Genomic DNA, 12,526 nt, shown 5'->3' with positions numbered 1-12,526 from the left:
TGGGCCGGTACAACGCCTTCGCCGGGGGTTACGGCGGTGGCTCGATCCACTGGTCGCCGAGCACCGGTGCGCACGAGACGTACGGGGAGATCCGGGACCGCTGGGAGGAGCTGGGCTGGGAGCAGGGCGTGCTGGGCTACCCGATCACCGGGGAGCTCGGGACCGCGGACGGTGAGGGCCGGTACAACCACTTCGCCGGGGGCTACGGCGGCGGCTCGATCTACTGGTCGCCGAGCACGGGGGCGCATGAGGTGTACGGGGAGATCCGGGACCGCTGGGAGCGCTCGGGCTGGGAGATGGGGCCGCTGGGCTACCCGGTCAGCGGGGAGTACGACGTGCCCGGCGGTCGGCGCAGCGACTTCCAGAACGGCTACATCACCTGGGACCGCGCCACCAACACGACGGAGCTGGTGGTCACGGACTGACGGCGCGCCACCCGCGCCCTGGGCCCGCGGCTGCGGCGTCCCTGTTCCCGCAGTCCGCGGGATCCGGGACTCCCGCAGTCCGCGGGATCCGGGACGGCCGGCGGCACGATGGCACCGCGCCGCGACGGGCGACCACCGCACCGGTCGGCTCCGCACGGGACCGGGGGCGCAGCCGCTCGGTGGTGTCTGCCGACCCAGGCACGTGCCGGCAGACGGTGTGGTGCTCAAGCAGTGCGTTCACCCGGTCGATGGAGGTCACGTCAGGTCGTCACCGAACGTGAGCGGAGCAACTAGCGTGTCCATCCCCAGTGCCGGCGTCACCCGGGTTCTCGTCCTCGCCGACGCACCCGTCCTGCGCCGAGGTCTCGTCGGCATGATCGACGAGACCGCCGGCATGCAGGTCGTCGGTGCGCCGGGGGAGCCCCGCCGCGCCCTGGTGCTGGCCGAGTCCGCCCGCCCGGACGCGGTGGTCGTGGAGCTCGGTTCCGGGCGCAGCGCCACGCTGACCGCCTGCCGCGACCTGCGCCGCCGCTTCCCGCGGACGGCGATCGTCGCCGTGGCGACGTCCGAGGACCCGGCCGTGGTCAACGAGGCACTGGCCGCCGGCATCCGCGGCTACCTGCTGATGAACACCTCCGCCACGCTGCTCGGCTGGGCCGTGCTGGCCGCCCGCGCCGGTCGCACCGTCGTCGACCCGCAGATCCGTCGGGTGGAGCCGGGCGCGGCCGCCCCGGTCGCCCGCGAGCTCACCCCCGCGGTGCCGCTGACCCGCCGGGAGTCCGACGTCCTCGACGAGCTCGTCCTGGGCCAGTCCAACCGCACGATCGGCGAGAACCTGTTCATCTCCGAGGACACGGTGAAGTCGCACGTGAAGGCGATCCTGCGCAAGCTCGGCGCCCGCGACCGGGCGCACGCCGTCTCGCTGGTGCTCTCCGCCCGCAACGGCTGCACCTGCGGGGCGCACGACCTGACCGCCGCTCCCGTCGAGATCTGACCCGGGGGCCACGAGGCCGGGGCGGCGGGCGGCCGGAGTCGGCGTTAGGTTCCCCCGGTGCGTTCTCCGGCGACCGAGGAACGGGTCGCGGCCGTGGCGCTGCCGCAGGCCGTCGCCGGCTGAGCCGGAGCGGCTCAGCGGAACCGGCCGGGCGGCCGCTCGCGGGGTTACCGTGCTGGGCATGGTCGGCGTCCTGGCGGCTGCACTGCTGCTCCTGCTGCTGGCCGGGATCGTCGTCTGGATCGTCTCGACGCCTCAGCCGTGGCCGGCCGCCGGCCGGCTGCTGCCCGGGCGCGAACGGGAGTGGCGGGCGCGGGCGGTCGCCGCAGCGCACTGGCACGCCGCCCACGACGAGGTGGACGGGATGACGCGGGTGCTGCTGCGCCGCAGCTGTCCGGGTCCCGACGGACACCCGGAGGTGCTCGAGGAGCGGGTGTTCGACAGCTTCCCGGCGGACGACCCGATGTGGGAGGCACGCTTCACCGAGGCGATGGCCGGCGCCCGCTTCCGCTGCTCCTACCTCAACACCGAGGAGGGGCAGGCGTAGCCGGTCGGCCGGCGGGCAGGATGGGTGCATGGGTCAGGTCGTCGCCACCACCGAACGTGTCCTGCGCGCACCGGCGGACGTCGTCCGCGCCGCGCTCGCCGACTACGCCGTCACCCGTCCCGCGGTGCTCCCCGAGCAGTACAGCGAGTACCGCGTGGACGCCGGCGGCCAGGGCGCCGGCACGAAGGTCCACTGGCGCCTGCAGGCCACCTCCAAGCGGGTGCGCGAGCAGGACGTCGTCGTCACCGAGACCTCCGACGGGGCGCTCGTGGAGACCGACACCAACTCCAGCATGGTGACCACCTGGACCGTCTCCGCCGCCGACGCGGGGGTCAGCACGGTCCGGGCCCGCACCACGTGGACCGGTGCCACCGGCATCGGCGGGTTCTTCGAGCGCACCTTCGCCCCCAAGGGCCTGGCCCGCATCCAGGACGCGATGCTGGCCCGGCTCGAGGAAGCGGTCGCCGCCGGCTGAGCCCCGAACCGCCGTCCGTCAGGACGACGCGTGGTCACCGCCGGGCCATCGGTAACCGGCCGCCCCGATCCGGCGGGCCAGCTGGTCCCGCAGCTGGGCGTGCTCCGCGGTCAGCGCGGCGAGCTGGGCCGGGTCGACCCCCAGCCCGGCCCGGCCGATCCCCGCGGCGTCCAGCGGCGGCGCCGTCCGGGTGCGCTCGCTCCCGGTCGCGGGGGCGTGGTCGACGTACTGCTGCACGGAGGAGACGACCGACCGGCGCAGCCCGGCGGGGAGCCGGCCGGCCGGGTCGGCCGCCGACGACAGCACCAGGGTCGCGTCCAGGAGCACCGCGACGGCGGGGGCGGTGCCGAGCTCGGGCGTCCGCGGCCGGTAGGCGTGCAGCAGCGGGTACGCCCGGTGCTGCTGCCCCAGCGTCGCCAAGGTCGCGGACAGCGACGACAAGGGCACCACCGCCGGGAGCGCCGTCCCCGCCGCGACCAGGCCCGTGGCCATCTCCGTGCCGGTGTTCCCGAACCCGGTGATCTGCGAGGCGAAGCTCCGCTTGCCGACCACGGCGGAGATCACCGAGGTCAGGTAGGAGACGCCCAGCGTGATGAGCAGCATCCCGCTGAGCGCGGCGGCCATGGTGGCCAGCTGGAAGCCGGCCCCGGCGGGCTGGTAGCCGCCGTTGCCCAGGGTGGCGACGTTGTAGCCGGCGAAGTAGAACCGTTCCCAGACCGACGCCGGCGCCCCGCTCGACGCGCCGACGACCGCGTCCTCGTCACCGAGGAAGACCAGCGACCAGCCGAGCCAGAGCAGGCTGAACCAGGCGCCGAGGGTCGCTGCGACGAGGACGACGCCGGGGCCGCCCACGAAGCGCACCGGAGCCGCCTCCGCCACCGCCGGTCGCCGGGCCAGCCGCCACACCGCGTCGGTGATCAGCCGGGTGAGCGGGCCCGGGCCACTGGCCACCGCCAGCGTCGTCCGCGCCTCGTCGACGACCGCGAACGCGACGATCGCCAGGCCGATGACGTCCCACCACCAGCCGGTCACGCGGTGCTCCGGCGACGTGCGGGCTCGCGGCGGTCGGTGGTCCGGGGGGTCGGCGTGGGGACGACGGTCGGCCTCCTCGATCGGGCCGGCGGCGCATCCGCCGCGCGGCAGGGACGATGGCGGGGTGACCGTAGCGACCTCCACCGTCGAGGGCCTCCCCGAGCTCGTCGGCCTGCTCGGCGGCGGCGGGACCGTCGTCCTCTCCGGCGCCGGGTTGTCCACCGACTCCGGCATCCCCGACTACCGGGGTGCCACCGGGTCGCTGCGCCGGCACACCCCGATGACGTACCAGACGTTCACCCGCGACCCCCGCGGACGGCACCGCTACTGGGCGCGCAGCTTCGTCGGCTGGCGGCAGATCGCCGGGGCGCAGCCCAATGCCGGGCACCGGGCCGTCGCCGCGCTGCAGCGGGCCGGTGCGGTGGCCGAGGTGATCACCCAGAACGTCGACGGGCTGCACCAGGCCGGCGGGGCACGCGACGTCCTGGAGCTGCACGGCGGGCTGGACCGCACCGTCTGCCTGGCCTGCGGGGACGTCGCCTCCCGCGCCGACCTCGACGTGCGGCTGCGGGCGGCCAATCCCGGGTTCCGCCCCGAGCCGGTCGACGAGGTCAACCCCGACGGCGACGCGGAGCTGCCCGACGAGGCGCTCGACGGGTTCGTGATGGTCGGCTGCCTGGCGTGCGGGGGCGGCCCGCTCAAGCCCGACGTCGTGTTCTTCGGCGAGACCGTGCCGCGGGACCGGGTCGATGCCTGCTTCGCGCTGGTCGACGACGCGCGGGCGCTGCTGGTGCTCGGCTCGTCGTTGACCGTGATGAGCGGCTACCGGTTCGTCATCCACGCCGCCAAGCGGGGGATCCCCGTCGCCATCGTGAACTCCGGGCCCACCCGGGGCGATGCGAAGGCGACGCTCAAGGTCGACGCTCCGCTGGGCGTGGTCCTGCCCGAGTTGGCCGGCCGGCTGGGATGAGCCGGTCGGCGGCGCTGCGGCCGCTCGGCGGTTGAGGAAGGACCTCCCTGCCCCCACTGCTCGCAGGCTCGCAGCGGGTCCCTGCAGGAGGCCGACCAGGATCGAAGATTCACCACCTGCTCGGAGGGGCAGGAACCGCCGCGATGCAGACCTTCGTGCCGGTGGCCGACTTCGAGGAGAGCGCGCGGCTGCTCGACTCGCCGCGGCTGGGCAAGCAGCGGGTGGAGACGCTGCAGATTTTGCGCGCGCTCGAGCTGCCCGACTACGGCTGGGCCAGCCACCCCGTCGTCGCGATGTGGCGCGGCCGGACACCGGCGCTGGTCGCCTACGGCCTGGCCATGGTCCGGGTCTGGCGCGAGCGCGGCTTCGCCGACACCACCGAGACGCTGATCGGTGAGTTCGCGCCCGACGTCGTCGGCGTGCCGCAGGCGGAGCTGGCGGCGGCCGGCCTCCTGCCCTCCTGGGTGGGGGACGAGGAGCTGCACCGCTCGCACCGGTCGAACCTGATCGCCAAGGACCCGGAGTTCTACCGGGCCCGCTTCACCGAGCTCTTCGGCCCCGAGCCCGACGACCTGCCCTACGTATGGCCGGGGCCGGACGACGTCCCCCCGACCCCGGAGCCCGACGGGGTGCGGGTGTGGGTGGTCCGGCCGCGCGCGCACAACGAGCTGGGCGCCTGCCTGGCGGCGGGCGTCGTCGGGCTCGGCGTCCAGTCGGGCATCGACGTCGACGCCACCGGGCTGGACCCCACCGAGCTGCGGGCGCTGTCCAAGGAGATCTCGGGTCGCCGCCCGGCCAAGGACCTGCGCCAGCTGTCGGCCTTCCTCGACGAGATGAGGCCCGGTGATCCGGTCGCGCTGCCGATCGAGCACGGCGCCGGGCTGCTCCTCGGCGAGGTGGTGGGGGAGTACCTGTTCCAGGGCCGGGAGCTGCTGCCGCACCGCCGCCCGGCCCGCTTCGACCGGGTGGTGCCGCGGGCGGCGGCCCGGCCGCCCGCGACCCTCCAGGACCCGCGTGCGCTCTTCCAGGTCGTGCTCGACCCGGCGGTGCTGGCCTAAGCGGGCAGCGGCACGTTCTGCAGCCGCACCTGCCCGCGGGCGACCAGCGCGCCGTCCTCCCGGGTGAGGGCGACCTGCCACAGCTGCTGGGTGCGCCCCTGCTGCACCGGCTCCGCGACGACGTCGACCCGGCCGCCGGTCATCGAGCGGAGGAAGTCGGTGTTGTTGTTGACGCCGACGGCGAACTGCCCGCGGTCCCGCACCGCGAGGCTGGCCCCGATGCTGGCCGCCGACTCGACGACCGAGCAGTACAGCCCGCCGTGCACGACGCCCCACGGCGTGTGCTGGTCGGGCCCGAGATCGACGTGCCCGGTCACCCGCGTGCCGGTGGCCTCGGCGACGTGGAACCTCATCGCCGAGACGAATGCGCCGGCCGCCGCCGTCGGGTCCACCGGGGGACCGCTCACGCGTCCCACACCAGGCAGAAGGGGTGGCCGACCGGGTCGGCGTAGACCCGGAAGTCGCCCCCGCCGCCGGGCAGCTTCCGGGCGCCCAGGGCCAGCACCTTCGGCTCGGCCTCCTCGATGTCGGCGACCCGGACGTCGAGGTGGAACTGCTGCGGGTGCTCGGGGTCCGGCCAGTCCGGCGGCCGCAGGTCCGGCGCCTGCTGGAAGGCCAGCCGGTACCCGGCGCCGGTGACGACGACCCAGTCGTCCCCGGGCCCGCCCCGGCTGATCTGCATGCCGAGGAGGTCGGCGTAGAAGCCGGCCAGGGCGTGTGCGTCGGGCGCGTCGATCACGACGGAGTGCAGTTGACCGATCATGGCGCCATCCTGGCGCGCGCCCGGGCAGGCCGACAGCCGGGTACCGGCCACGCGTCGCCGGGATCCCGCCACGGGACCCGGCTGCGGCGCGCCGACGCCGTGCCGCAGGATCGGGGCATGCCCGACCCCGCTGCCCCTGTCCTCGGCTCGCTGCGCTGGCTGCCGGCCGCCGGGCGCCCCGACCTCCTGGCCCCGCCGGTCGCCGCCGCGCTGCCCGCCCTGGCCGGGCCGGCCTGGGTCGCGGAGATCGCCGAGGACCTCGCCGACACCGCCGCCTTCACCGAGGCCTACCGGGTGCCGCTCGCCGCCTCGGCCAACTGCGTCGTCGTCGCCGCCCGCCGCGCCGGGGAGACGACGCTGGCCGCCTGCCTGGTCCTCGCCACCACCCGCGCCGACGTCAACGGGCTGGTGCGACGCCACCTCGGCGCCCGCAAGGCGTCGTTCGCGCCGCAGGACGTCGCGGTGGCCGAGAGCGGCATGGCCTACGGGGGCATCACCCCGGTCGGGCTGCCCGCCACCTGGCCGGTCCTCGTCGACGCGGCGGTGGCGGCGGCCGAGCTCGTGGTCGTCGGCTCGGGCACCCGCGGCGCCAAGCTCGCGGTGCCGGGTGCGGTGCTCGCCGCGCTCCCCGCAGCCGAGGTGCTCGAGGGGCTCGGCCAGCCGCTCCCCGCCGAGGCACCGGCCCGGCCGCCCGCGCGACCGCTGCGGCTGGACCGGGCGGCGGACGACAGCGACGTGGGCTGGGGGGAGCGCCCGGCCGACGGCGCCGAGGCCGATCGGCGCTACCTCGAGGACCGGCCGCCGCACTGGGGCAGCGACTGATCAAGGACCCTCCTGCTCCCCGCCACTCGCTGGCTCGCGGCGGGACCTTGCAGAAGGGCCGTTCCAGCCGGTCCCCACCTGCTGCGCGCGGAGCAGGTCCCGGATCTCGACCAGCAGTTCCAGCTCCGTCGGTCCGACGGGGCCGGGCTCCTCGCCGCGCGCCCGGCGGGCGAACAGCCGGTGCACCGGCAGGATGACCAGGAAGTAGACGATCGCGGCCGTCAGCACGAACGTGATCACCGTGCTGAGGAAGGCGCCCCAGGTGAACCGCTGACCGTCGAGCACCAGCACGCCCCCGAACTCGCCCCCGCCGCCCAGCAGCTCGATGAGCGGCCGGAGGAACGAGTCGGCGAACGAGGTCACCACCGCGGTGAACGCCGAGCCGATGACCACGGCCACGGCCAGGTCGACGACGTTGCCGCGGAACAGGAAGTCCTTGAAACCGTTGAGCACCCGATCATCCAGCCACACCCGGCCGGCGATCTCAGGTCGGGGGCGGCAGGCTGACGGTGAGCGTTGCGGTGGCCGCGGCGGCCGCGATCCGGGCCGCGGTGGCCTCGTCGACGGCGAGGACGAGCAACCCGGCGCCCGGCTCACCGGCGTCCCCGGTCGGGGCGGCGAGGACCAGCGCCCCGGCCGCCACCCGCTCGGCCGGCCCCGGGCCCGCTCCGGTGGCCAGCACGTCCACCCGGTCGCCGGCCCGCAGCAGCGCCGCGACCGCCAGGTCGGCCAGGCGCACCGGAGCCGCCACCTGGCCGGGGGGCAGCAGGGCCGTCAGCCCGGCGCCGACCAGCCGGGCGTCGGTGAGCGGCTCCCCCCGGCGGACGTGCCCGGCGAGCACGCGCCGCACCAGGGGATCCGCGACGCCCACCGCGCCGTCGGGCACCGCACCGCGCGGCAGCCGGACGAGGGCCAGGTGTTCGTGGGTCAGGCTGGTGCCGGCCGGCAGGTCGGTGGCCGCCACCACGACGGGGGCCGTGCGCGGCTGCTCCCCGTCGGCCGGGGTGGGCGCCGGGCGCAGCGCGAGGGCCAGCGCGAGCGCAGCGAGCAGCGCGGCGGCCAGCCGGCGGGCCGTCAGCAGCGGGAACCGGGGTCGGCGCAGGCGCAGCATGCGCCGACCCTGCCCGAGCCGGCGGCGGCCCTGCAGCCGGCCGGCGGGAGCTGTGGACCGCGGGCGGCGCTGTGGAGGGCCCCGGACCGCCGACCTCAGGTGGTGGCGGCCTTGGCCCCGCTGCCGGACGTCGACGGCGTCGTCGACGAGGTGGAGGCCGAGCTCGACGAGCTCTCCTTGGCCGGGGTCGACGACGAGGTGTCCGTCGAGGCCCCGTTGCTGCCCGTGCTCTCCGACGACTTGCCGTTCGACCGGCTGTCGGTGCGGTAGAAGCCCGAGCCCTTGAAGACGACGCCGACCGAGCCGTAGACCTTGCGCACCGCGGCGCCGCACTCGGGGCACTCGCTCACCGGGGCGTCGGTGAAGGACTGCACCACCTCGAACTCGTGCTTGCCCTCGGCGTTGGTGCAGGCGTACTGGTACGTGGGCACGTCGTGGCTCTCCCTGGTCGAGCGGAGGTAGGGGTCCGGGCTGGCACTCCCGCCCGGAGACTGCCAATGATGCGCCATGCGGGGACCCGCCGTCCACGTCCACGGGGGCGGGTGGGACGCGCGTCGCCCGGACGGGGGCGTCACCGCCTCGCGCGCGGAGGCGGTGACGCGCGGGCCGGCGCCCCGCCAGGATCGCCGGGTGCACACATCCGACCGGTCGCTCCCGACCCCCGCCGCGGTCCTGCTCGTGCTCGGCGCAGCGACGTGGGTGCCGTCCCGCTACGGCGTGATGACCACCTGGGACGGTGCATGGCTGGGTCTGCACTACGTCGGCTGGAACCGGGTGGCGCTGCTCCCGCTCGCGCTGCTCGCCGCGGGCGCGATCGCGGCTGCGCGAGCGGCCGCCGCACGTGCCGCCGAGGTCGGCTGGTCCGTCGTCGCCACCGGCTTCGTCCTCTCCTGGCTCGGCGTCGGCGTGGAGTTCGTGCTGGGCGGCGGTCTGCGCGGCGGGCTCTCCTGGGCGGCGGTCGGCGTGCTGGGCCGGTCGCGGTCCAGAAGCGTGCCGCTGCCCGCGGCCGCGTGAACAGGCTGCCTACCGCGCGGCGAGCCGCAGCCGGACGGCGCGGTAGGCGATGCCGACGGCGAACACGAGGACGCCGCCGACCACCGCCTGCGCGGGCAGTGCGGCGACCAGCACCAGGCAGCCGACCGCACCGAGCACCTGCAGCGGCCGGGGGAACCGGCGGTGCGCGCGGTCCTGGGTGAAGGCCGCGGTGTTGGCCACGAAGTAGTAGAGCAGCACGCCGAAGGAGGAGAAGCCGATCGCGCCGCGCAGGTCGACGGTGAGCACGAGCAGGCAGACCAGCGCGGCGAGGGTGAGCTCGGCGTGGTGCGGCACGGAGAAGCGCGGGTGCACCGCGGCCAGGTACCGGGGCAGGTCGCCCTGGCGGGCCATCGCCAGGCCGGTGCGCCCGATGCCGGCGACCAGCGCCAGCAGCGCGCCCAGCGCGGCCGCTGCCGCGCCGACGCGGACCACCGGCTCCGCCCACGCCCACCCGCCGGCGTCCACCGCCGCGGCCAGCGGTGCCGAGGTGGCGGCGACGCCGTCCGGGCCCAGCGTGGCGAGCAGGGTCACGGCGACCACCGCGTAGACCGCGACGGCGATGCCCAGCGCCAGGGGGATCGCCCGGGGGATCGTCCGTCCGGGGTCGCGCACCTCCTCGCCCATGGTGGCGATCCGCGCGTAGCCGGCGAAGGCGAAGAACAGCAGGCCGGCCGACTGCAGGATCCCGTGCAGCCCGCCGTCGGTGAACGTCCACGCCACCGGCCCGCCGGCGGCCGTCGCACCGCCCAGCAAGCTTGCGGCGACCGCGACGGCCAGCGCGGTGAGCACGACGGCCACGATGATCCGGGTCAGCCCGGCGGTGCGGGTCACGCCCCGGTAGTTGACGGCGGTCAGGCCCAGCACCGCGGCCACGGCCACCGGCCGCTCCCAGCCCGCCGGTGCGGCGTACGCGGCGAACGTGAGCGCCATGGCCGCGCAGCTGGCGGTCTTGCCGACGACGAACCCCCACCCGGCCAGGAACCCCCACCACTCGCCGAGCCGCTCCCGGCCGTAGACGTAGGTGCCGCCGGAGGTGGGGTACTGGGCGGCCAGCTGCGCCGACGCCGTCGCGTTGCAGTAGGCCACCACCGCGGCGACGGCGAGCCCGATCAGCAGGCCGGCCCCCGCTGCCTGTGCGGCGGGGGAGAAGGCGGCGAACACCCCGGCGCCGATCATCGAGCCGAGCCCGATGACGACCGCATCGCCGGTGCCCAGCCGGCGGGTCAAGGCGGGACCAGTGCTCACGGCGCTCCTCGGTGGTCCGGCGTCGACCGACGATAGCGGGCGGGTCAGTGGTGGGCGGCCGGCTCGTGGTGGCTGTGCGCTGCGGTCTCGAGCTGGAAGGTGGAGTGCTCGACGGCGACCGGGAAGTGCTCGGCCAGGCAGGCCTGGAGCTGGTCGAGGACCTGCGGCGCGTGGCCGTCGTGGAAGCAGCCGTCCTCGACGACGACGTGCGCCGAGAGCACGGGCAGCCCGCTGGTGATCTGCGAGGCGTGCAGGTCGTGCACCCCGAGCACGTGCGGCAGCGCGAGCAGGTGCGTGCGGACGGCGTCGAGGTCCAGGCCGGGCGGGCTGCTCTCCAGCAGCACCGACACCGTCTCGCGCAGCAGCGCCAGGGTGCGCGGGACGATCAGCGCCACGATGACCAGCGAGGCGACCGCGTCGGCGCGCTGCCAGCCGGTCAGCGCGACGACGACCGCCGCCACCAGGACGGCGACCGAGCCCAGCGCGTCGTTGACGACCTCCAGCAGCGCCGCCCGCATGTTGACGTTGCCGCTGCGCCCGCCGCGGGCGAGCACCACGATCCCGGCCACGTTGGCGGCCAGCCCGATCCCGCCGAAGACCAGCACGGCGGTGGGGGTGATCTCCGGTGGGTCGGCCAGCCGGCCGACCGCCTCGACCGCGATGTACCCGCCCACCGCCAGCAGCACGGCGGCCTGCAGGGTCGCGCCGAGCACCTCGGCCCGCCGGTAGCCCCAGGTGCGCTGGGACGTCGCCGGCCGGAGGGCCAGGGTGGCCGCGACCAGGGCGATCGCGAGGCCGGCGGCGTCGGTGGCGGCGTGCGCGGCGTCGGCGAGCAGGGCGAGCGAGCCCGAGACCAGTGCCCCGACCAGCTGGACGACGAGCACGCTCGCCGTCAGGGCCAGCACGACCACCAGGCGCCGGCGGTCGCCGGGGCCGCCGGCGTGGGCGTGGGCGTGCCCGCCGCTCACCGCGTGGTCCCCGGGCCCCCGCAGCAGCTGTCCACCTCGGCGTCCGGACCGGGGCGGGTGGGCGCGCAGCAGCCCTCGCCGCGCCACGCCTCGATGCCTTCGCGGAGGGCGACCGCCGCGATGACCAGGCCGGCGACCGGGTCGGCCCAGCTCCAGCCGAGCCAGGCGTTGAGCACCAGCCCCGCAAGGACGGCGGCGCTCAGGTAGGTGCACAGCAGCGTCTGCGTGGAGTCGGCGACGACGGCGCTGGACCCCAGGGCCCGGCCGGTGCGGCGCTGGGCCCAGGAGAGGAACGGCATGACGACCAGGGAGACGGCGGCCAGGCCGATGCCGACCGGCGAGGCGTCGGGGTCGCCGCCGACCAGCAGCGCGCGCACCGACTCGAACGTGACGTACGCGGCCAGGGCGAAGAACGAGCAGGCCATCAGCCGTAGCGCCAGCCGTTCCCGGGTCTCCGGGAGGTGGTGGCGGAACTGCCACAGGATGATCAGCCCGCTGGAGACCTCGACGACGGAGTCGAGCCCGAACCCGACGAGGGCGACCGAGCCGGCGACCAGCCCGGCGGTGATCGCGATGACGGCCTCGACGACGTTGTAGGTGACGGCGGCCCCCGCGAGCAGCTGGGCGCGACGGCCCAGCCGGGCGCGTTCGGCTGCGATGGGGGCGGGAGCGGTGGTCGCTGCGCTCACCGGGGTGCCACCTCGCCGTAGGTGGGGCAGAGGGTGACCGCGTCCCCCGTGGCGGCCAGCAGCCGCTCCGTGGCGGCGAGCAGCTCGAGGACCTCCGGCGTCGCCGCCAGCGACCACAGCGACGCCCGCCCCTGCGGGCGGGAGGTGACCAGGCCGCAGTCCCGGAGGCAGGCCAGGTGCGCCGAGACGGTGGACTGGGCCAGCCCCAGGTGGCGGGTGAGCTCGACGACCTTGTGCTCCCCGAGGGCGAGGTGGCGCACGATGGCGAGCCGGCTGGGGTCGCCGAGGCTGCGGAACAGGCAGGCCGCAGCGGTGAGGGCCGCCGACTCGTCGACCGGGGCCTCGGCGCGGGTGTTCCGGTCGTCGCCGGCCACGATCATCGTCATGCGGCG

Annotated in this window: 18 protein-coding genes; 8 read left to right on the top strand and 10 right to left on the bottom strand. The window is 75.9% G+C overall.

Annotation, left to right across the window (positions count from 1 at the left end; all coding sequences use genetic code 11):
• The 4 genes from ACI8AP_RS18860 to ACI8AP_RS18845 all read left to right on the top strand — a co-directional run.
• The coding region (locus tag ACI8AP_RS18860; RefSeq protein WP_456590900.1) for an LGFP repeat-containing protein at positions 1-425 on the top strand (425 nt) is incomplete at its 5' end.
• A gap of 295 nt (positions 426-720) precedes the next feature.
• Entirely contained in the window at positions 721-1,419 is a 699-nt protein-coding gene (locus tag ACI8AP_RS18855; RefSeq protein WP_456590899.1) for a LuxR C-terminal-related transcriptional regulator, read from the top strand.
• 181 nt (positions 1,420-1,600) lie between these two features.
• A complete protein-coding gene (locus ACI8AP_RS18850) occupies positions 1,601-1,966 on the top strand; it encodes a hypothetical protein (RefSeq protein WP_456590898.1) in 366 nt (121 codons plus the stop codon).
• 28 nt (positions 1,967-1,994) lie between these two features.
• Entirely contained in the window at positions 1,995-2,441 is a 447-nt protein-coding gene (locus tag ACI8AP_RS18845) for an SRPBCC family protein (RefSeq protein ID WP_456590897.1), read from the top strand.
• An 18-nt stretch (positions 2,442-2,459) separates the two neighbouring features.
• On the opposite strand, the gene ACI8AP_RS18840 is transcribed toward ACI8AP_RS18845, so the two are convergent.
• Positions 2,460-3,473, bottom strand: a complete 1,014-nt coding sequence (locus ACI8AP_RS18840; protein ID WP_456590896.1) for an ion channel — start codon at positions 3,471-3,473, stop codon at positions 2,460-2,462.
• Positions 3,474-3,597: 124 nt separating this feature from the next.
• On the opposite strand from ACI8AP_RS18840, the gene ACI8AP_RS18835 reads away from it, so the two are divergent.
• Positions 3,598-4,443: an NAD-dependent protein deacetylase gene (locus ACI8AP_RS18835; RefSeq protein WP_456590895.1), complete on the top strand. Its 846-nt coding sequence runs from the start codon at positions 3,598-3,600 to the stop codon at positions 4,441-4,443.
• 143 nt (positions 4,444-4,586) lie between these two features.
• Complete coding sequence (locus ACI8AP_RS18830) at positions 4,587-5,501, top strand: MSMEG_6728 family protein (protein ID WP_456590894.1); 915 nt, start codon at positions 4,587-4,589, stop codon at positions 5,499-5,501.
• Here the strand turns inward: ACI8AP_RS18830 and ACI8AP_RS18825 are convergent.
• Positions 5,498-5,908 (bottom strand): PaaI family thioesterase, encoded by a 411-nt coding sequence (locus tag ACI8AP_RS18825; RefSeq protein ID WP_456590893.1) that lies wholly within the window; start codon positions 5,906-5,908, stop codon positions 5,498-5,500. The genes ACI8AP_RS18830 and ACI8AP_RS18825 overlap by 4 nt on opposite strands.
• Positions 5,905-6,264 (bottom strand): VOC family protein, encoded by a 360-nt coding sequence (locus ACI8AP_RS18820; protein WP_456590892.1) that lies wholly within the window; start codon positions 6,262-6,264, stop codon positions 5,905-5,907. The genes ACI8AP_RS18825 and ACI8AP_RS18820 overlap by 4 nt, the downstream gene beginning before the upstream one ends.
• A gap of 117 nt (positions 6,265-6,381) precedes the next feature.
• On the opposite strand from ACI8AP_RS18820, the gene ACI8AP_RS18815 reads away from it, so the two are divergent.
• Positions 6,382-7,086: a YbaK/EbsC family protein gene (locus tag ACI8AP_RS18815; protein WP_456590891.1), complete on the top strand. Its 705-nt coding sequence runs from the start codon at positions 6,382-6,384 to the stop codon at positions 7,084-7,086.
• On the opposite strand, the gene mscL is transcribed toward ACI8AP_RS18815, so the two are convergent.
• The 3 genes from mscL to ACI8AP_RS18800 form a co-directional block, all read right to left on the bottom strand.
• Complete coding sequence (gene mscL, locus ACI8AP_RS18810) at positions 7,087-7,539, bottom strand: large conductance mechanosensitive channel protein MscL (protein WP_456590890.1); 453 nt, start codon at positions 7,537-7,539, stop codon at positions 7,087-7,089. It abuts the gene before it with no gap.
• Positions 7,540-7,570: 31 nt separating this feature from the next.
• Positions 7,571-8,197 (bottom strand): Flp pilus assembly protein CpaB, encoded by a 627-nt coding sequence (gene cpaB, locus ACI8AP_RS18805; protein ID WP_456590889.1) that lies wholly within the window; start codon positions 8,195-8,197, stop codon positions 7,571-7,573.
• A gap of 95 nt (positions 8,198-8,292) precedes the next feature.
• The gene (locus ACI8AP_RS18800; RefSeq protein WP_456590888.1) at positions 8,293-8,628 is read right to left on the bottom strand and encodes an FmdB family zinc ribbon protein; all 336 of its coding nucleotides are present in this window, start codon (positions 8,626-8,628) and stop codon (positions 8,293-8,295) included.
• A gap of 199 nt (positions 8,629-8,827) precedes the next feature.
• Here ACI8AP_RS18800 and ACI8AP_RS18795 point away from each other — a divergent pair, with 199 nt between their 5' ends.
• Positions 8,828-9,211 carry a hypothetical protein gene (locus ACI8AP_RS18795; RefSeq protein ID WP_456590887.1) on the top strand — a complete coding sequence of 128 codons (384 nt, stop codon included), beginning with the start codon at positions 8,828-8,830 and terminating at the stop codon, positions 9,209-9,211.
• Between the two features lie 9 nt (positions 9,212-9,220).
• Here the strand turns inward: ACI8AP_RS18795 and ACI8AP_RS18790 are convergent, their stop codons facing one another.
• From ACI8AP_RS18790 to ACI8AP_RS18775, 4 genes are read right to left on the bottom strand one after another with little or no spacing between them, the layout of a single operon-like run.
• The gene (locus tag ACI8AP_RS18790; RefSeq protein WP_456590886.1) at positions 9,221-10,477 is read right to left on the bottom strand and encodes an APC family permease; all 1,257 of its coding nucleotides are present in this window, start codon (positions 10,475-10,477) and stop codon (positions 9,221-9,223) included.
• A 44-nt stretch (positions 10,478-10,521) separates the two neighbouring features.
• Positions 10,522-11,445 (bottom strand): cation diffusion facilitator family transporter, encoded by a 924-nt coding sequence (locus ACI8AP_RS18785; RefSeq protein ID WP_456590885.1) that lies wholly within the window; start codon positions 11,443-11,445, stop codon positions 10,522-10,524.
• Entirely contained in the window at positions 11,442-12,134 is a 693-nt protein-coding gene (locus ACI8AP_RS18780) for a cation diffusion facilitator family transporter (protein WP_456590884.1), read from the bottom strand. The genes ACI8AP_RS18785 and ACI8AP_RS18780 overlap by 4 nt, the downstream gene beginning before the upstream one ends.
• Positions 12,131-12,514, bottom strand: a complete 384-nt coding sequence (locus tag ACI8AP_RS18775) for an ArsR/SmtB family transcription factor (RefSeq protein ID WP_456590902.1) — start codon at positions 12,512-12,514, stop codon at positions 12,131-12,133. The genes ACI8AP_RS18780 and ACI8AP_RS18775 overlap by 4 nt, the downstream gene beginning before the upstream one ends.
• Between the last annotated feature and the right edge of the window lie 12 nt (positions 12,515-12,526).

Source organism: Blastococcus sp. SYSU DS1021 (assembly GCF_054050995.1).
This window is presented reverse-complemented; position numbering and strand designations above follow the sequence as displayed.